This is a genomic window from Paenibacillus sp. FSL R7-0297 (assembly GCF_038009025.1).
In the GTDB taxonomy this organism is placed as follows: domain Bacteria; phylum Bacillota; class Bacilli; order Paenibacillales; family Paenibacillaceae; genus Paenibacillus_AQ.
Window position 1 is genome coordinate 608,685 of sequence record NZ_JBBPAQ010000001.1, and the last position, 19,759, is coordinate 628,443.

Genomic DNA, 19,759 nt, shown 5'->3' on the forward strand with positions numbered 1-19,759 from the left:
CTCGACAAACCGATAAAACAATTGAAAACGAGGAGCATTGGCTACGGGTGGGTGGGTGGGTGGGTGGGTGGGTGGGTGGGTGGGTGGGTGGGTGGGGCGGCTAGGGAAGCCAGGGAAGGTTCAGAATCTAACATATAACCTCCCAAAAAAAGGACAGCCGTGTACACCGCAGCTTCTGCGTGTAAGGCTGTCCTTCGGGCATCCACCTGGGCGGTTCTACAGAACTGCCGGTTGTACGTTTCCCTCTTGTTTAATCTTAGCCATCATTCCCCGGGCGATCCATACTCCGGCCGCTCCGGCCTGTGCAAGGCCGCGGGTAATGCCTGCACCGTCGCCTCCGCAGTAGAGCCCGGAGATCTCGGTCTCGAATTGCTCTGTCAGCTTAGGCCGGGCAGAATAGAACTTCGCCTCAACTCCGTAGAACAGCGTATGCTCGGAGGCAATACCCGGTGTAACCTTCTCCAGCGCCTCGACCATCTCAATCAGGCTCTTCATCGTGATGTACGGCAGGACCAGACCCAGATCACCAGGCACCGCTTCCTTCAGCGTGGGCTCAAGGAACCCTTCCTTGATCCGTGTCTCCGTAGAACGGCGGCCGCGCAGGATATCGCCATACTTCTGCACGATCACACCGCCGCTGGACAGATCATTGGCCCGCTTACAGATTTCCCGGGCATATTCATTCGGTTTATCAAACGGCTCGGTGAAGGTATGAGAGACCAGGAGAGCAAAGTTGGTGTTCTTGGAACCTAACGCGGGGTCCTTGTAGGAGTGTCCGTTCGCTGCCATCACTCCGCTGTGATTCTCCACGACAACATGTCCTGAAGGATTGCTGCAGAAGGTGCGGACCCGTGTCCCCACAGATGTATTGAAGATGAATTTCCCCTCATAGAGATGTTCGTTAATCTCTCGCATCACCACATCAGAGGTTTCCACGCGCACCCCTACATCCACCTGATTATTATACATTTTGAGCCGGCGTTTCTTCAGCACCGCGGTCAGCCAGGCAGATCCGTCACGTCCCGGAGCAATCATTACCTGATCTGCTTCATGGCTCTCACCATTCTTCAAGGTAATGCCCGTAATGCGATGTACACCGTTCTCCTTGACGGTAACAATATCTTCTACCTCAGTCTTATACAGCATATCAATGCGCGTCTTCAAATATTCGTATATGGATTTCAGGATTTCCAGATTCTGTTCTGTTCCCAGATGGCGGACCTGCGCACGCAGCAGCTTAAGCCCTGCCGCATACCCCCGCTGCTCAATCCCGCGGATGCTCTCGGTAGTCGGATCGGTAATAACCGGCGTGGCCCCGTGCTCCAGGTTGATGCCGTCAACATACTCAATCAGCTCCATCACCCTGGAAGGAGGCAGATAATCGGTCATCCAGCCGCCGAACTCGGTCGTGATGTTGAATTTGCCGTCACTGTACGCACCTGCACCGCCAAAGCCTGCAGTAATCGAACAGGCCGGCAGACATCCGGCGAATTCCTTACGGCCCGAAGCCGGAGGGCAGAGCTTGATTTTCTCCTCCAGAATCGGGCAATTCCGGCGGTAGATATCATGGCCCTTGTCCACCAGCAGGATCTTCAGCTCCGGTGCTTTAAGTGTCAATTCATAGCAGGCGAATATTCCGGCCGGACCGGCTCCAACAACAATCACATCATATTTACTCATAGGTTCTCTGTTCCTCCCAGGATGAAACGGCTGCCCTCAGTGGATAAGGGCTGCTCTGTTTCTGCGATAAATATAAATTCACTTACGCAAACAGCACAAAAATCCCGACCTCTTCATAGGTATGCAAAATGCACCCTATTCGTAGCCAGGAATTTACGGTTCCCTGTAGAAACCCCCAAACCTTATCATTGAGGATATACGAACAGCTTAGCTCATTATTGTGAGCCAATTGGAATTCTACAGAAATTATGCGAATGTGTCAAGGATATATCGTATTAATAATTCGTGTTTGTATCATTATATCAGCATGAATAGCTATAAATACCTAGTATTAATCACCAAAACACGAACAATGATCGCAGAATCGGATTAGGGAGGAAAATCGGGATAATTGTCGAATATATAAGTATATTGCCACTGGAAAAGAGGAACATCTTATGCACATCCCACCGCCAACTCCTCGCCAAATGTACTGGAACCGCGTCCTCCTCAACACCTTTTGGATGGTCCTGTTTGTTTATCTGGCAAGCCAGCTATTTGTTGCCTTATCCATGTGGGGCCACCGGCCTGAGCTCTCCGGCGGGCAATATTTCATTAACCACATAGTGATCCCCGACTCCATACTGCTCGTCTTGCTTCTGATTCTCGAGGTTGTACATAAATGGAAACCGCTGATGTCCGAGTTCTCAATTATTGTCACAAGTCATCTGTACGGCATTCTGATAATCATGAATCTGAGCACGGAGTTTCATGTGAAGCCGCTCATTATGCTGCTTCCGCTTCTGGTATCCATGATCTATCTGAAGGACAATTATCTGAAGGCTTCCTCGGTTATTTGCCTGATCTATATCATTATGCTGTTCCTCAACACAGCTACCTATGACTATACCCTGCGTATCCAGAACATTATTATCACCCTTATCTTCGCAGGAACTTCACTGGCCGGATTCGGCGTCATTGCACGGGGACGGGATCTTATGCAGTCACTGGAGAATTCGGTGAAATCGGAGCAGGAGCTGCGCATTCAGAATATTATTATGGACAGGCTGTCCAAGATTGACCCCTTGACCGACTTGTACAATCACAAGACCTTTCATGAATATCTGGGCTGGCTGATTGAGCATCAGCAGAGCAACCCTTTTCCCCTGCAGCTGGCGGTCCTGGATATCGACAACTTCAAAAAAGTAAATGACCAGTATGGCCACTGGGTTGGCGATGTTGTACTGAAGCAGGTAGCTGCAGTCATGCTGCAGCATATCGGATCGGATGACTTCGCAGCCCGGTACGGCGGTGAAGAGTTCGTTATCATTCTGACCGCCAAGCCGCTGGAGGATTCCGTGCGGATTATGGACAAGATCCTAACCGGAATTGCCGGCCTGCTAATCAATGAAATGGAGAATAGATCGGTTACTGTCAGCATCGGCATGCATGATTATAATGGAACCGATTCGAAGAGCTCCACTTTTCAGCAGGCAGACGATGCCCTGTATGAAGCCAAAAAAACAGGCAAGAACAAAATCGTCATCTTCTAGCTGCGAATAAACATTTACTAGTTCAAAAAAGCGGGTCCACAGGCATATTATCCATGCCCGGGACCCGCTTTTACTATGTAATCTATAGCCCTAATTCAGATGATCTACTTCATAACGCTTCTGCGGCACGAGCAGTTCAATTACTTCGCGCTGCGGCACCGGCCGGCTGATCAGGTAGCCCTGAACCTTGTCGCAGTTCGCTTCCTTGAGGAAGGCCAGCTGGCTGGCATCCTCCACGCCCTCGGCCACAACATCCAGGCCCATTTTATGGCCAAGAATGATGATCGTCTGAACGAAGGACTGGCTATAGGCTTTATCCGCAAGGGAATCAATGAAAATTTTGTCCATTTTGAGTGTCGAGATCGGCAGCTGCTGAAGATAGCTTAAGGAGGAATACCCCGTTCCGAAATCATCCAACGCAATCCGGATGCCGCGCGACTTCAGGAATTCCAGCTTGCTGACGGTGCTCTCGAACGATTCCATGAATATGGATTCCGTAATCTCCAGCTCCAGACTGCTCGGCTCAACACCGCTCTCTTCCAGACTATCCAGCACAATCTCCACGAAATCATCCTGCAGCAGCTGAATAATGGAGATATTCACTGATATTTTATAAGAGATTCCGGTAAGCTGGTGGATGCTGTTCATGAATTTGCAGGCTTCCCGCAGCACCCATTCCCCGATATAAATAATCAGTCTGGAATCCTCGGCAATCTTGATGAAGGAGAGCGGGGAGACAAAACCGAGCACCGGACTGTTCCAGCGGATCAAAGCCTCGAATCCCGAGATCAGTCCCGTCTCAATCTGCACCTGCGGCTGATAATGCAGCTCAAATTCATTATTGTTCATGGCACTCCGCAGATGCTTCTCAATGTTCATCCGTTCATTAAATGCCGTATGCATCGATTTATCATAAACCACATAGGTGCTTTTCCCTTCTTCTTTGGCCCGGTACATCGCTACGTCAGCATTCTTCAGAATCTCCTCTGTCGTCTCCCCGTCTTCCGGGTAGAAGGAGATCCCGATGCTACAGGAGACGTACAGGTTGCTCTCGCCGATGAGGAAGGATTTTCGGAAGGAGCGCATAATGTCCTCAGCCAAATTCAGCACATCCACGCGGCTCTCTATGTCTTTGAGAAACACTACAAATTCGTCGCCGCCGAGCCGGGAGAGCATGTCCCCTTCCCGGACTACCGACTGCAGGCGCTCGCTGGCCTTGCGGATCAGAACATCGCCGGATTTATGTCCTAGCGTATCGTTAATATACTTGAAGTTGTCCGTGTCTACGAACAGCAGCGCCGCTCTCCCCCCCGGCCGGCGGAAATAATTCTCCATCGTCTCCAGCAGACAGATCCGGTTCGGCAGATTGCTGAGCGAATCCACATAAGCCAGGCGATGCATATTCTTCTGATTCTCCAGCAGCATCTCATATTGCCCTACAAGCTCCTGCTGCGTAGCCGTAAGCTGCTCATAGGTCGCTTCAAGCTCCTGATAGCTGTTATTCAGACTGAACTCCGCCTGCTTCCGCTTGCTGATATCAATCAGCGAGCCCAGGAACAGTACGATTTGGTCTCTGGGGTCCACAATCGCCTTCCCCCTAACCTCAAACCAGACATAAACGTCATCTTTGGTCTTCATCCGGTACTCGGTTTCGTAGATCGGAGTCAGCCCGGTAAGATGCTCCTGTCTGGCTTTGCGTGCAGATTCCTGATCATCCGGATGAATGATGCTGAGCACGCCGCCTTCGAAGGCGTTGATCTCTTCCTCAGAGTAGCCCATGACCTCATACCAGCGGTCCGAGAGCTTGTAGAAGCCGCTATCCCAGTCGAGCTCCCACATATAGGCACCTGAGCCTTCGGAGGCCAGACGGAAACGCCGTTCACTGACTCCCAGCCGGTTGAACTGGTCCTGCAGCTCAACCTCCGTTGCCGCAAGCTCCTCATAGGTAGATTCCAGTTCCTCGTAACTGAGCTGCAGCTTAAGCTCGTTCTGTTTGCGTTCATCGATATCAAGCCCGACCAGGACAAATATATCCTCCGCCTGATCATCCATCCCCTTGATCAGGGTAGTGCGGATGGAGAAATAATGCGCAACCGGAGAATGCTCCGGAAGCTTCACCTCCACATTAGTCACATAATCGAGATAGACCGCTTTGGTAAGGAGATCCCTCAGCACTGCCGCTCCACCCTCAAGACCAGGCAGGTCATCGATACTCACACCGAGCACATCCTTCTCTGAAAGCCCGGTCATTTTCTCAGCATATTGATTGAAGCGCACGCTCCGCTTGTCCCCATGAACCGCCCATATGATCATCCCAGTATTCTCGATCACATCCTCGAAGAATTCCTGTTCGGAGTGGATCGTCCGGCGCAGACGCCGGATATAGATCCGGAGTAGCACAGAACCAAATACCAGCAGGACAACCCCTATGGCCACTCCTGATATGATTCTATTACGGATCATGGACTGATGATAATCCGAGTGAGCGAAGAAATATTGCTGATACAGCTCCTCGAATGCCCCGGAGCGTTCCAGGCGCTCCAGTCTGGCATTCACATAAGACACCAGCTCCGGCTTGGTCTTGCTGATGCCATAAGCGACATCCTGAGGATAAAGATTGTTCATTTTGCGGATAATCGTTCCCGTCAGCCCCTGTTCAACAATCAGATAATCCACCACCCCCTGATTCTCGAACAGCAGATCAATCTCGCCTTTGCGCAGAGCCTCCACTGCTTCAGGTACGGTCGCATATTCTATGTATTGTGAGGATGGGATTCCCACACTATTCTGCAGAACAGTTTCCGAATACTGTTCCTTGCCTACACCGATTCTGTAATTTTTCAACGTGCTCAGCTTCACTTCTTCACTAAGCTCCTGGCGGGAATAGACGGAAATGTAGCTCCTTAGCACAGGTCTGGAGAACAAGGTATCCTGCTTTCTCGCCTCGGTTATGGCCATGAGTCCGGTCGTGTCGATCATGCCCTCGGTCAGCAGGCTGTATGTACTTTCCCATTCCCCGGTGCTGTATAGAAGAAGGTAATCCTTTTTCTCAAAAATCATACTCGTCAGATCAATATCAAAACCTGTCAGATATCCGTTCTGTATGTACTTGTAGGGGGGGTATTCCAGTTCTGCCTGGTACTTAATATCCTGTCTTTTGGCGTGAGCGGCAGCGGGGGGTGTAATCATGAGCACGATGCCAATTAGAAGCAAGAGTTTACACCGCTTCATCGCAATTCTCCTTTGTCCCATAAAAATCGGCTAAACGCATTTATATGAAGCTGTATTCGACAAAAAATGGTAAGGTTCCTGCTAGTTATGCTTCAGTTCTGATAAAATGTGCAAATTCTGCAGAAACGTTGATTTATTGTCGAAGAAGCTCGCGGAAGCGGCTTTGTCGCCCCTTTTAAGGACGGTATTGTTTCAACGGGAATTTTAAAATAAGAAACTTTATATTTGTATTGCTTTTTGGGAGCAAAATGTGGATAATAACAATAACGGTTGATAATGATTATCATTATTGAATATCTATTATTCATTACTTGACTATATCTGAGTTAAAAGGAGACTGAACACCCATGAACGCAGCCACCACCCGGACCGCATTACAGGTTGACGATTACCTGGATCTGCTCAATCTTGCTGTAAAAGTCGGAGATATGAAATGGCAAAAAGAGATCAAGTCCAGATTGCAGTATATCCTCTGTCTGCAAACCCGGTAGATAATTCCACACACAACTATAGAAGAATATATATGGCCGCATTTCCGTTACGGGAATGCGGCTTTTTTTGCGGTACACGGGGGCTAATTCCGGGACGGCTGCATCTGAGGTCTCCGGAATGTTTAATGATATAATGATTAGCATAATATAACGAACAACAGCCCATAGATCGGAGTGTGCAGAATTGAGAAAAATTTTCGCTTTGGTCATACTATTATCCTTGCTCCGGATCCCCGGCGTCTATGCTGCGGATATTCCTGTACAGCAGGGAGTTGTTACTGATGAAGCCGGCTTACTTACTGCGCAGGAAGCAGAAGCTATCACCCGGATGGCCGCAACGGACCGCTATACTCTCTATATCCTGACTATAGACTCATTAGACGGCGCGGACCCAGCCAGTTATGCAGATAAGGTATACGATACCTGGAAGCTGAAGACCCGGGATATCCTGCTTCTGATCGCTTACGGAGACCAGCAAACGGAGATTAACTTCGATAATCCGCAGCTGCAGAACTCACTCAATGCCTGGTCACAGAACCTCGGCGGCGCTTCAGGCAGCGCGGCAATCACTAAGCTGCTGGAGACTTACTTCAATCCTTATGCCAGAGACGGCGATTTCGCCGGAGGAATCAGCGCTGTTATTAAGGAGCTTCAGGCTGTGGACAGCGGGCAGGGCAGTGCTGCCGGAGGAACTGCTGGAGGTGGTACAGGTGGTACTGCGGGTGGCGGATCAGGCGGCAGCGGCGGGACAGCCGGAAGCAGCGGATCGGGCACGGCCGAAACCGCCAGGGGCGGACTATCCTTCATATCACTCGCCGCTATTGTAGCCGGGGCCGCATTACTGGTGTTCCTGCTGTACGTGCTGATTATAGGAATGCGCCGCCGCAGCGGGCTTGCCAATCAGCAGGAACTATTGTCTGACCTGCTGGTACGGGCGAATCGCGCCCTCGAATCCCTTCAGCCCTTCCAGGGAATCGTGCAGGGCAAGACCGGAGAACTGGTCGAGGGCATATCGAAGCGCCTGACCTCGCAGCTGGTCGAGATCTCAGCGCTGCAGCAGACAAGCGGGCAAGGCGCCCTGCCGCCCTTCTACCGCCTGTCCGCCCTCAAAGCTGCAACAGAACAGCTTCAGCAGACGGAAAGTAATTTCCGCACCTCGCTTGAAGAGGAAGAGAAGAATATTGCTGTCATCAGCGATGCCGACCGGAACGTCAAGCAGCAGATCACTGAATTGAAGCAGGATGCGCCAGAGCTTGACGGACAATTGCAGCAAGCGGCCCAAGCGACCGGCTATCCGCTGCAGGAAATCGCCGAGGACCTGGAGGCGCTGGCCGCACAAACCGCCAAAGCTGACCAGCTGGAGCTGTTTGACCCGATTGCCGCACAGGATATTACTGAAGAGGCGCAGGAGCGCCAGGAGCAAATTGAGCGGGACCTGCAGGATGTAGATGCTTTTGACGATAAGCTGAAGGCATTCCCCGGGGTTCTGGCCGCTTCCCGCAGCCGCATTTCCGGGCTGATTGAGCAGAACTCCCTGCACAATATGAAGGTTAAGCCCTATGACAGCCTGGAGCAGGCTTCGGCTGCCGCCGGGTCCCTGGAGGCGCCGCTGCGCAGCGGCGACATGGATGAGGTGCGGCGGATCGGCGCCGCGCTTGACGCGCTGCTGGCTGAAGCCGTCGCCATGACGGAGCGCCAGGCCATGATCCGGCAGAGCAACCGCGCAGATCTGGAGACGGTGCGCAGCAAATGGGGCAGCTTGACCCAGCGGCGCAATGAGCTGCAGGGCAAGCTCACTGAGGCGAGGAACCAGTTCGCCCGCCAGCATCTGGACAGTCTGGAGAAGATGCTTGAGGAGACTGGTGCCGCCCTGCGGCAAGGCGCAGGCGAAGTGCCGCAGATTGAGACCTGGACCAGCGATGCACGCGGTGATTATGAGAATGCGCGCAGCGGACTTGACCGGCTGCTAACGCTGCAGGACGAGACTGAAGGCAAATTCAGCAGTATCGACAGCAGTCTGAGCTCTCTGTACGAACGTCTGGACAGCCTGAGAAGGCTGTTCACGGAAGGACAGAGCCGGGTCGATGCGGCACAGAGTCTGCTGCATAGCAGAGGTATTGCTGCACAGAGCCGCTTCCAGCTGTCCCTGCTGCCGGAGTATGCCGAGCTGGAGCAGCGCCTGTCTGCCCGTCCATACAATCTGGATGAACTGGAGAGTACAGGTCATTCTTACGCATCGCAGATTTCCATCTTCGTGGAAGAAGCGAACCGGCTTGTCCGCCAGAAGGAAGAGGCAGAGCGGGCGGCCCGCCTGGCAATGATGCGGGAACAGCAGCGCAGAGAACAGGCCCGCAAGCGGATGTCCTCCGGGCCGCCATCCTCGGGCGGATTCGGCGGCGGACGTTCCTCCGGCGGCTCCTCCTGGGGCGGCGGAGGCCGGTCGTCGGGCGGCTCTTCCTGGGGCGGCGGCAAGTCCGGCAGGAATTCTTCCGGCGGCTCCAAGTGGTAGACGGCGGATTGCCGGAAGCGGTATAGACATATTTAAGACGGCTTCAGCCAGGGTTTGGCTGAAGCCGTCTTTTTCTGAAGAACCTGTATATGTCTCGGGGGTGGCTGATGCTTAGAATGTAAGATGTGTTATACAGGCTGCTGCAGCTGCATATGGGCAATGAACTCCATGAACACAGGGGATAGCCGCTGCTCCTTGCGGTAGATAAGCTGAATATAGAACGGATCCAGCTGCCCGGCCAGGGGAATTCCGGTTAATGCGCCGGTGCGCAGCTCCTCTTCCACCGCATACCGCGGCAGAAAGGCCGTCCCCCAGCTGTGCTTCACCGCCTGCTTGATCCCCTCGAGATTCCCAAACTCCATATCTACACGCGCAGTTATACCGGATTCCCTGAGCACATGCAGCAGCTGCTTCCGATAAGTGCAGGTACTCTCTGTCAGCACCAGCGGTTCCCCCTCCAGACGCTCCGGGGTAACCGCCCTTTCCGCTGCCATGGGATGCTCCGGATGGGTGATCACATACAGCTGCTCCTCCCGCAGCGGCAGAGTAACCAGTTCCCCCGACGCATACGGAACATCAAAGATCAGACCGAAATGGGCCGTTTTATCTTTGACTGCGGCGATGATATCTTCTTCAGAACCGGGCTGTACCCGCAGCTGCATTCCGGGATGCTGCTCCCGGTACCGGTGCAGCCGGTGAGGCAGATAATAAGCGGCTAACGTCTCAATGGCTCCAATATTCAGCACTCCCTGATCACCGCCGGAGATTATCCCTTTAGCTTCTGCACTCAGCGCCAGCATTTGCCGGGCATACGGGAGCAGATTGCTGCCGGCGAAGGTTGGAATCATCCCCCTGCCCGAACGCTCCAGCAGAATGGCTCCGTACAGCTCCTCCAGCTTGGCAATCTGCGCCGTCACACTCGATTGTGCGTAACCCAGCACTTCTGCCGCCCGGGTATAACTTCCGTGGTCCGCCACTGTACAAAAGGTCCGCAAATAGGTTAATTCCATACACAGTTCTCCTGAATTATCAATATTTTCGATATTTAGTATCACAGACTATAGATAACTCCAATTATAGTTCTCTTATATAATAAAACCAACCCATTTAACCAAGGAGGACTCTGCAATGAAACTTCAGGCGAAATCTCAAGTACTGGCTGCTCCGGCAGCAGCCTCCGCAGATGCGGTACACTATTTCACGGCCAAAGCAGCATTCGAGACCGATGTGGCCGATGTGGCTTACGATCTGCGTGAAGGGATCACCGGCTTTCAGCTGGTCGATGTCCGCGATGCCCGTTCATATGAAGAGGCCCACCTGCCGGGAGCCCTCTCCCTGCCCTCCGGGCGGATAAACCATACTTCTCCGGAGCTGCCCAAAGAAGATGTTCTAATTCTGTATTGCTGGGGCCCCGCCTGCAATGGAGCCAGTAAAGCTGCAGCCAGACTGGCTGCCCAGGGCTACCTCGTCAAGGAGATGCTCGGCGGTATCGAGTATTGGCGCAAGGAAGGGGGCAGACTGGAGGGCACCCTGCAAGAGGAAGCTCCGCTGTACTATAGCATGCTCCACTCCACTTCTCAGAGTGAGTCCTCCGGCTGATCATTAATTTAAGCCATCCCTGCTCCATGCCGGAGCAATAACAAACCAGCCCCGCCTTCATCAGAAGAACGGGGCTGGTTTGAATTAATATAGCCGCTTTAATGAGACTCCTCATCCAGGAACGGCTTATTCACATAGTAATACATCACGCCCATCAGCACACCGCCGCCAATGAGATTGCCCAGAGTGACCGGTACGAGATTATGCACAACGCCCCCCCATGATATGGTGCCGGGGTGATCCAGAACAAGGGCAATCGCGAAGGTACACATGTTGGCAATACTGTGCTCATACCCGGAGATGAAGAAACAGAACACGAATAGAACCATGGCGAACATTTTGGCTCCGTCGCTTTTCATCGACATAGGGACGAAGAAGGCCAGACAGACGAGCCAGTTACAGAGAATAGCCCGGAAGAACAGCTGCAGCGCCGGGGCTTCCATCTTGTGAGCCACCACATTCAGCAGAAACCCGTTCACAGAGGAATCATAGAATAATCCGGTCAAAAAAATCAGCAGGGCGAACGCCGTAGCCCCAAGGATATTACCGATGTAGCTCACTACCCACATCCGCACTACCTCAGTCCATGCCATCTTGCGTCTCAAGGCCGCGTAGGTGTAATAGAAGGTATCTCCGGTAAATAAATCTCCCCCGCCATAGGAAATGAGGATGATGGCTGCGCCGAACGTAATCGCAGCCATCGGATAGGTCATCGGCGATTGTTCCATATAGAAGAAGTTGCCGGTCTTAAACGCTACGATAACGCCGAACCCGATAAACATGCTGGCGAGCATGGCTCTGGCAATATACCGCAATATGCTTTGCCGGAAGATCTTCTGTTTCTTCAGTGCCAGCTTCTCAACCTGCAGCAGTGCCTCGTTCTCCATTTGACCTCCGTATTAGCTTCGTATTTTCAGTGATTGTAGAGGCTGCTGTACAGCCTCCGGGTTATTATACCCAATAAACCGCTGGAAATTGCTTGAACCACAGAGCGTCAATATTTATGGAGCCGCACACCATCCGAGCCTGCTTTACAGGCCTCCATCATTCGGGTCATTCAGCCTGGCAATTGCCTCCGCTTTCTCACTGCTGGCTACGACGATAAGCACAACTATCAAGCATCCCAGAATCATCCGCTTATCCCCTCTTTCTCCACAGGTCGCCTTAGTGACAACTTATGTGGGAGAGAGGGGCATTATGAATGCCACGGATCAAATCATCAGTTCAAAAAGCTGCTCAGCCCATTCTCCGCCTGCTTCAATGCCTGCGGCTGCGAGCCCTCATTAAGCCCAAGCCGGTTGTTCAGCTGGGTGTTGATGGTCGTCATTTTGGATGTATAATCCTGGCAGCTCTCGATAATCCGCCGGTTGGACTGCTCCGAGGTATCCAGGGCACTGAGCAGATCGCCTATCGCCTGATTCACAGCTTCGAGTGACATGGACGGCTTGGAGAGCAGTTCTGTTGTCTTCTCGGTAGTTGTACGCAGCAACCGTGCATTCTCCTTGAACTGATCCTCGATCGTCTTATTGGTGGCTTCCACAGCGTTAATGACATTCTCCTGATCAGCCAGGGACATGGCAATCATCGCCGACACGGTGATCAGATTAGAAGTCTTATCAATCGCGTTGTTTACGGAATCAATCAGCTTATCATTGTTGTCATTGATGATATCCGTTGCCGCAATTGCCTGATTGTAGAGCAGAATCATTTCGGTCATGGACTGAATCCGTACCATTACCTTGCGCAGTCCCCGTTCCAGATACGCCTTGCGGAATTCGTTCTCCGGCTTGGCGATTTCTACCTCGAACAGCTCCTTCAGCTTGTTGCCGAAGGCAATTTTGGTCTGCAGGTTATAGATCTCCTCCATCGAGGTGCGCTTCAGCTGGCGCATGTTGACGATGCTCTCTTCCAGCGTATCGCGGCCGTCGCGCAGACCGGTAATGATGGCATCAATATTGGTGCGGACAGACTGATATTTGTAGACATAATTTTTGAGCGGACTCTTGCGCAGCATTTTGCCGAAAAAGCTGACATTTTTGCTCTGCTGCAGCGTCTCGCACTCATTGCGCAGCTTCATAATCATATTCGGCACTTCCACCCGCTTGCCGCTCATCAGGTCATTGACCGGACGATCCAGCAGCTTCAGGGTTTGTCCTGCCTTCTCCTGCGTTTTCACGCCAAGCTTGCCGATATCATCCATCAGGGAATCCAGGGCTACAGTATCGGTCTTGGACACCTTCTCAATTAACTGGGAAGCTTCCTCCACTACCTTCTGTTCATCTTCTTTTCTCAGCTCGATCAACTGCGTGGACATGGTTTTCCTCCTCCTATAGTTCGGAACTGCTGTAACGCTGATGAATCAGTTCCGCCTTGGTCTGAAGTTCCATCAGGTCTTTATGTTCGATCGTAGACGCAATATCGGATATTTTGGTATCGACATCACGCAGACCGTTCAACAGCATTCTCCGGTTTCTCGTCTTGGCTTCGCCGCCCAGCCTCAGGAACGGATTGATCACACCGTTGAGATCCTTCAGCACCAGTCTGCGGACGGTGTGGTTGATCTCCCCGTTGCCGAGTTCCTGCAGCAGAGGAATCACACGCTGCAGTCTGGCGAACAGCGCCAGTGACTTCTCGACGATCTCATTGTCCAGCGTATCCTTCTGCCCTTCAGATATAATCATATCCTCCAGAATGCTAAGATACTCCACTACCGGAGCGAATTCCGCTCCGATGGTAATCTCCCCTCGGGTCTCAGCCCCCGCTTTGACCGCAGGAGCCTGTCCCGGCGCCGGGAGTTGGCCTGCGGCTGCGGCGCTGCCAGAGGACTGAAGCGCCCCGGCTGAAGGCCCAGGTGCCGCTGCCGGCTCTTGCCCGGCGGGAATAACCTCCACCGGGAGATTCACTCTTGTGCGCCTGAAGCCCGGCACCGCAAGGGCGGCCCCGGCAACCGGAAGCAGCAGCGAGATCAGCTCGGGCAGGAACCCGCCGGTCAATACAGCCACAACATAGCCGGCTCCGGCGTATACCAGTACTTTGAATTTAGCTTGCATTCCTTCTCACCTCTTATGAGCGTGAATGCTCCACACTCAATTCACGGAATCCGTAACCACGGATTCTCCGTTTATTTTCATGATCAGCGGCTGTTCAACATGGCTTGCCAAGACATTGTGCGCGAATTCCACAGGCTGAACTTCGCCGCCCAGAGCGCTTTTGACCGCCAGATAAGGGAAGTTAATCCCGGACAGACATGAGATATGCAGGCCCCCGGACATCCGCGGATTAATCTCAAGCAGCTTGGGTACATCGCCGCTGTATTTCATCTGGACATTGAAATTATAAGGAATCCGGTAGGTTTCAGCCACCCTGCGGGCAACCTCTTCCAGCTCCGGAATATGCTCCATCAGCCGTAGCCGTCCGCCCGCCTTACGGCGCGGGACAGCGGCAAGCAGATTCCCATGCGCATCTGCCAGACAATCAATACTATATTCATATCCCTCTAGCAGCTCCATAACCATCAGATTAGGAAAACTCTCCGCTCCGGAAAGAATACGATAAGCATCCTGGAATGAAATCAACGGTGTTACATGTCCAAACAGCTCTTCAAGCGGGCTGCGGTTATTATCTATAATCCGGAATCCGAGACCACCCTCTGTTTCGGTCGGTTTGAAGCAGACCTTATGTCCCTTGGATACGAGTTCTTCGTAGGCTTCCTTGAACTGCTCTGCATTACTTACGACATGGTAATCTGGAATCGTCATAATTCCGTTAGACTTCACACTCTCGTAGAACTTGCCTTTATCCATAATCATTTCCAGCAGGTCCTGATCGCGGCAGACCAGCACCTTCGTCCCGATGGCCTCGAACAAGGACACATGCTGGGAGATATCCAGCATATGCAGCCGCGGAATGAAAATATCAATCTCATTGCGGCGGCAGAAATCAACGCAGAACTGCACATATTCGATTCCCGTAAGCTCAGGCTCGGCCCCCGCAACATCAGCGCCCTGCAGCGACATATGGCGGATATCCGGGTGGGTGGCGAATATTTGAACCGGGATGCCGTCTTCATTGTTCCGGATGAGGTTCATGTAATGAAAAGCCACGGAAAACCAGCGATTGAAATATATATTTACCTTTTTCATTGTGGCCCAACTCCCAATGCTGTCAAATTATTATAAATCGTTTGAACATACTGCATAATCTCATCCCCGGCAAATACACCCGATTGCTTCGTGAAAGGATACTCTAAGTTTACTAGACCCGCCTGCTGCTCGGCAAATATTTCTCCGTGACAGGGGGCAATGGCATAGTCCGCAGCCGCCAGCAGGCTCTTGTCCAGCAGGGAATCGCCTGAAGCGACCATCGGCTCCGACCGGACGGTACGGCGGACATGAAGGATCGCGTCACTTTTGTTCACAGCCTCCGGCACAATGTAGAGCTTGCGCCCCTGCAGCGATACCTTCCAGCCCAGTCCATCCAGCCGCTCAGCCATGCGGGTAATCTCATCCAGCGGCAGAGAATCACGATGCACTACGAAGGTATAGAACAGCTCGTCGCAATACCGCTCGCTGGTAATCCATTCTGCCCGCACTACAGAGCGGACAATCCTTCCGGCCTCCTCAGCCGGCACGGAACCGCGTTCCACCAGCCGCCCGACAGCCGCCCGCCATTCCAGGTCCACCACACCGTTCACGAGAATATTGCCTCCATTACTGGTAACGGCATAATCCGGAATAACGGTCTCCTGGAACAGGTTGATCCGCCGGTACTGTGCGATGGTGCGCGTAGTCACCGGCATGAAGACGATCTTCGCCGCAAGCTCTTTCAGCATATCCAGAGCCTGCTGCGAAATATACGAGACCGTTCTGCCGTCAATCACTTCGGCCGGCACCAGACCGGGGGCATCCCCGGGAACTCCTATGGCATTCAAAGAGTAGATCAGTGTACGGTCCAGATCACTGGCGTAGATCATTCACTCTCCCCTTTCAGCGGCTTAATGATCCCGCAGCAGGAATACGTGAGTCCGGGGAATACCTCTACAGGTACACCGCGGTCTTCAGCCAACAGCAGAATATGCCGAAGGTTGGGATTGTCCAGCCGATCAACGAGGATTCTCCAGGGTACCCTGCGCAGCAGCACACGGGTAGTCTCGCCAACCCCCGGCTTCACCAGATTGATATTATCAATGCCGAAGGTCTCCTGAATACTGCGGATATCAGCCAGCCCCTGCCAGGTAATCTCCGGAGGATCCTCCTGCATCTCTTCAGCAAGCTTCAGCCCCTCCGCAGCCACCTCCCGGAAATAAGGAGTCACAGCTTCCACGAATACATTAGACAGATCACTATCCAGCCATTCCTTGTAGAATTTTGCCCCGTGGAACTCCTCCGGTCCGATCAGATCGTCGCGGAGCACCGTACGGCTCATCAATCCGGATACCGTAGAGTTCAGGCAAGCGCTTGGGATCAGATAATCTTCCCTTGTGCCGAAGGTTCCCGAACAATATCCGGGATCGGCGAGCACCGCCAGATCATCATTCAGGGTAATCCCATATTTCTTGTACATACCCTCGCAAGCCTCAATGAGTACCTGGCGGATAGCCCCTTTACCAGTCCAGCCATCGATGAACTGCAGCTCCGCATCAGTTCCATGCTGCTGCAGCATATATAGCACAGCATTCTCATCGATACCTTTGCCCCGTATAATCGAAATACTGTAATGCGGCAGATCGGCTTCATACCGCTCCAGAATATACCGTTTGATCAGCACGCCTATCGGGGTACCTGCTCTAGCCAGTGAGACCAGCACCGTATTCGCCGTTCCCCGCTGAGCCACAATCATCTCAGATACAACAGCTACAGCAAGCGCCACCTTCTTCGCCGTATGCTGCAGCGTCTCATGGAACAATTCGATATACTGCTCTGTCGGCTGATATTCTACAGGAAGCATCTCTGAATAATGTACACCGGACTGGATCGCTTCCTCCCGCTCGGCTGTTCCCCGCTCCAGGGATACATTGCTGAGGTCCTTAAGCAGAAAGGTAACATCGGAAGCAGGGTAGCTGCCCAGCGGAACCGGAGGGGATATTCTTCTGTTCATAATCTCTTCAATTTCTAATCCCTTCATATCCGTGAGCCTCCAGTTTCTGGTTCAGAAGCCAGTATAATAAGATGCACCTTATTACCGGCCAGCCTCTGCAAAATATCCGTCATTGGTTCAATCCGCTCCCGGGGCACCTCACGCTCAAGCAGTACGAAGATGTCGTCGTACTGGCCGGGATCAACATTATAGATGAAATTCGTAATCTCCGTGTCACCTGCGGACGGATACGCGGCTGCGCTGTGCACGCCATAGTCTGCACGCCGCTGCGGATGGATTGGACTGCGGGTGGAGGATTGATAAGACACGCCTTCCCCCATCTCCGCCGCGATCCGCATCGGCAGATACATGAACTCGCCTACGCCCATCACCAAAGTGCGGGTGCCTTCCCGCAAGTCCCGGAGCTTCCCGGCTACCCGGCTGACGCCTTCATCAATCCGCCGGTTATCTGCAGAATCCAGACCAAAACGGCCGCTGTATTTCAAATAGGGGGAGAGATTCACAACACCTTGCGCATCCGCAGAGGACACCTGCAGCCGCTCTAACCCGTCCTGTATATACGTGGTCACTAGCTCTGCAACTGCTGCGGATGGTTCTCCGCTTCCGGCTTGCGGCTTCAGCAGAGGGGTTCCAGTCACCTCAATGCTGCCTTGCAGCAAAGATAAGGCGGTGATTCTAATCCCCAGCTCCTGCTCCAGATCACGGTAAGCCTGAATATTCGCGTTGCTCCGCCAATCCAGAAGCGAAGCCACTACATACTCCCGGCGCGGGAATTTGGACTGGATATCACGAATGGTATTGATCGCCGTATTGCCGGTCGTAATCTCATCATCCACCAGCACAATCGGCTCTGTTCCCGATAACAGCTTAGGATTCAAGGCATAACAGAGATGATCTACCGCATGGGAATGCTCCTCTTCGAAGGTGACTACCGATTCCAATTCAGGAATATTCTCACGGGTCGTATGAATATATGAGGCTCCGCCGGCAAACATGTTGTACATGCTGTGGCCCAGGGCGGTAGCGGTTTCGGCAAAGCCGATAAATAGGGCAGGTTGAGGCAGAACCAGACGTGCAGCAAGCAGATCATGATAGGCCTTTTCCGCAAATTCAGGATAAATCAGTCCATGAACTGCCTCGCTCATCAGCTTGTCCATAATCTCCCGTTCAGCGCTATCCGCACTCATCTCTAAGTACAGGAGGAGAGCAAGTGCCGCTCCGCTAAGCAGAGGGGTATAGGGACCTACAGGAATATGTTTGCCAAGCACTTTGCTGACGAATAGAAAAGAGCGTTTCTTGTTGATGCGCGCGGCCATGGAGAATAAGGATTCCACGGGCATATGAAAGGGGTTGGAGGTTTCCGTTACCGTAACCTGCAGATTCTCGACGATATTAAACGTGTGTATATTCGTTCTCGGGTAGTAATCCGACAAAATGCTGTTGTTCATGTAACACCCCGTATATTTGAGATCGTAGTAAAATACGTCTAGCCCAGTTCAAATGCGGCTTAATTTCATTCATCTTGTTGTAATATTCGCTCTTGAACACTCCGCGGCTGCCATCGTTGCTGTCCACAATACTCAAGGCGTCCACATATTCTTCATGCATTACTGTATACATCGCCTGCACGGGTCTGAGATGAGAAGGATGAATGATCGTTTTGCCCACAATCCCGTTTTCCTTGTCCAAAATCACTTCACGGATCAGCCCGTCCATCGAGCTGGAGATGAAATTGTTGCGCATCTCGCGGCCATGTTTGCCGTAAGTGTCTTCAAAGGGCGTCTCACGAAGCTGCGGACGAAGTACCCGGTGCCCTTTATTGGAAAAGTATTCCCATACGGGGCCTGAGATGACATAGCCTTCTTCCACCCGGCCGAATACATTGATAATATCTGACATGCAGTCGCGGATTGGCGTCAGATCATAGATACTGATATCCGGGCTGCGCCTCAGTCCGAACAGGCTGGAGAAATCCGTTGCTCCGATTCTGACATTAAGCACATATTCACGGTATTGCCCGAGCAGATCCCGGATCGCCAGCAGGCTGTCCATCCGGCTCTCCCGGTAGATAATCGGAGCATTCTCCAGTATCGGCATCCCGTACAGTACCGGGGCTGAATAGATGCGCGTGTTATTGTAATCGGCAATAGCCTCAAAATACTCCACACCGTTCAGGGTGGAGAACTTAGGAAATACAAAGCCGGTCAGCATTGAAATTAAAGAGCCCAGCCGGAAAATCAGATCCCGCAGCTGCTCCGGATGGCGTACGCGGATGAACAACAGCGGAAGACTGCTGCGCAGCTCCGGCTCATTCTCGGCATATGCCGACAGGAAGGCCAAATGTCTTACGACTGATTCCTCTGCATAGTCAACTTCTCCGTCACCGATGGCATCCTCCAAATCTATAATAACCGTAACAAGCCCCGAGGCTCTCAGCTTAATAATATCTTCGGCAACGCTGGAACGGGTAGCAGGCATATAAAGAGCAGCTCCGACGGCATAAGCCAGTAAATCCTTGCTGGTAGTATGATCAAATGAAACCGGCGGAACATGAAATAATGAAGTTTCCTGTTCTTGCGTAAGGTAATCGAAATATCTCAAGGCCCTTCCCCCTTAATGTT

General features: G+C 52.4%; 15 protein-coding genes and 1 riboswitch. Of the genes, 4 read left to right on the forward strand and 11 right to left on the reverse strand.

Features of this window, described 5'->3' with window-relative positions:
• Nucleotides 1-216: 216 nt before the first annotated feature.
• Nucleotides 217-1,680: an NAD(P)/FAD-dependent oxidoreductase gene (locus MKZ24_RS02590; protein ID WP_042231994.1), complete on the reverse strand. Its 1,464-nt coding sequence runs from the start codon at nt 1,678-1,680 to the stop codon at nt 217-219.
• Between the two features lie 122 nt (nt 1,681-1,802).
• Nucleotides 1,803-1,902, reverse strand: a riboswitch (purine riboswitch).
• Nucleotides 1,903-2,117: 215 nt separating this feature from the next.
• On the opposite strand from MKZ24_RS02590, the gene MKZ24_RS02595 reads away from it, so the two are divergent.
• A complete protein-coding gene (locus MKZ24_RS02595) occupies nt 2,118-3,212 on the forward strand; it encodes a GGDEF domain-containing protein (RefSeq protein ID WP_340781213.1) in 1,095 nt (364 codons plus the stop codon).
• A 90-nt stretch (nt 3,213-3,302) separates the two neighbouring features.
• On the opposite strand, the gene MKZ24_RS02600 is transcribed toward MKZ24_RS02595, so the two are convergent.
• Nucleotides 3,303-6,443 carry an EAL domain-containing protein gene (locus tag MKZ24_RS02600; RefSeq protein ID WP_340781214.1) on the reverse strand — a complete coding sequence of 1,047 codons (3,141 nt, stop codon included), beginning with the start codon at nt 6,441-6,443 and terminating at the stop codon, nt 3,303-3,305.
• A 347-nt stretch (nt 6,444-6,790) separates the two neighbouring features.
• Here MKZ24_RS02600 and MKZ24_RS02605 point away from each other — a divergent pair, with 347 nt between their 5' ends.
• Together MKZ24_RS02605 and MKZ24_RS02610 are read left to right on the forward strand one after the other, a co-directional pair.
• A complete protein-coding gene (locus MKZ24_RS02605) occupies nt 6,791-6,934 on the forward strand; it encodes a hypothetical protein (RefSeq protein ID WP_171720322.1) in 144 nt (47 codons plus the stop codon).
• 184 nt (nt 6,935-7,118) lie between these two features.
• Complete coding sequence (locus MKZ24_RS02610; protein ID WP_340781215.1) at nt 7,119-9,443, forward strand: TPM domain-containing protein; 2,325 nt, start codon at nt 7,119-7,121, stop codon at nt 9,441-9,443.
• A gap of 128 nt (nt 9,444-9,571) precedes the next feature.
• Here the strand turns inward: MKZ24_RS02610 and MKZ24_RS02615 are convergent, their stop codons facing one another.
• A complete protein-coding gene (locus MKZ24_RS02615; RefSeq protein WP_340781217.1) occupies nt 9,572-10,453 on the reverse strand; it encodes a LysR family transcriptional regulator in 882 nt (293 codons plus the stop codon).
• A gap of 118 nt (nt 10,454-10,571) precedes the next feature.
• On the opposite strand from MKZ24_RS02615, the gene MKZ24_RS02620 reads away from it, so the two are divergent.
• Complete coding sequence (locus MKZ24_RS02620; RefSeq protein ID WP_340781218.1) at nt 10,572-11,042, forward strand: rhodanese-like domain-containing protein; 471 nt, start codon at nt 10,572-10,574, stop codon at nt 11,040-11,042.
• Between the two features lie 98 nt (nt 11,043-11,140).
• On the opposite strand, the gene MKZ24_RS02625 is transcribed toward MKZ24_RS02620, so the two are convergent.
• From MKZ24_RS02625 to MKZ24_RS02660, 8 genes are all read right to left on the reverse strand, one after another.
• Nucleotides 11,141-11,929 carry a formate/nitrite transporter family protein gene (locus tag MKZ24_RS02625; RefSeq protein ID WP_039299406.1) on the reverse strand — a complete coding sequence of 263 codons (789 nt, stop codon included), beginning with the start codon at nt 11,927-11,929 and terminating at the stop codon, nt 11,141-11,143.
• Nucleotides 11,930-12,261: 332 nt separating this feature from the next.
• Entirely contained in the window at nt 12,262-13,356 is a 1,095-nt protein-coding gene (locus tag MKZ24_RS02630) for a toxic anion resistance protein (RefSeq protein ID WP_039299403.1), read from the reverse strand.
• 13 nt (nt 13,357-13,369) lie between these two features.
• Nucleotides 13,370-14,092 carry a hypothetical protein gene (locus tag MKZ24_RS02635; RefSeq protein WP_340781221.1) on the reverse strand — a complete coding sequence of 241 codons (723 nt, stop codon included), beginning with the start codon at nt 14,090-14,092 and terminating at the stop codon, nt 13,370-13,372.
• Between the two features lie 36 nt (nt 14,093-14,128).
• Nucleotides 14,129-15,184 (reverse strand): ATP-grasp domain-containing protein, encoded by a 1,056-nt coding sequence (locus tag MKZ24_RS02640; protein WP_042231976.1) that lies wholly within the window; start codon nt 15,182-15,184, stop codon nt 14,129-14,131.
• Entirely contained in the window at nt 15,181-16,014 is an 834-nt protein-coding gene (locus MKZ24_RS02645) for an HAD family hydrolase (RefSeq protein ID WP_340781223.1), read from the reverse strand. Before MKZ24_RS02645 ends, MKZ24_RS02640 begins: the two co-directional genes overlap by 4 nt.
• The gene (locus tag MKZ24_RS02650) at nt 16,011-17,165 is read right to left on the reverse strand and encodes a cysteine protease StiP family protein (RefSeq protein WP_042231973.1); all 1,155 of its coding nucleotides are present in this window, start codon (nt 17,163-17,165) and stop codon (nt 16,011-16,013) included. The genes MKZ24_RS02645 and MKZ24_RS02650 overlap by 4 nt, the downstream gene beginning before the upstream one ends.
• Nucleotides 17,162-18,454, reverse strand: coding sequence for a phosphoribosyltransferase family protein (locus MKZ24_RS02655; protein WP_340790032.1), 1,293 nt, complete (start codon nt 18,452-18,454; stop codon nt 17,162-17,164). Before MKZ24_RS02655 ends, MKZ24_RS02650 begins: the two co-directional genes overlap by 4 nt.
• Before the next feature lie 76 nt (nt 18,455-18,530).
• A complete protein-coding gene (locus tag MKZ24_RS02660; protein ID WP_042231968.1) occupies nt 18,531-19,739 on the reverse strand; it encodes an HpcH/HpaI aldolase/citrate lyase family protein in 1,209 nt (402 codons plus the stop codon).
• Nucleotides 19,740-19,759: the final 20 nt, after the last annotated feature.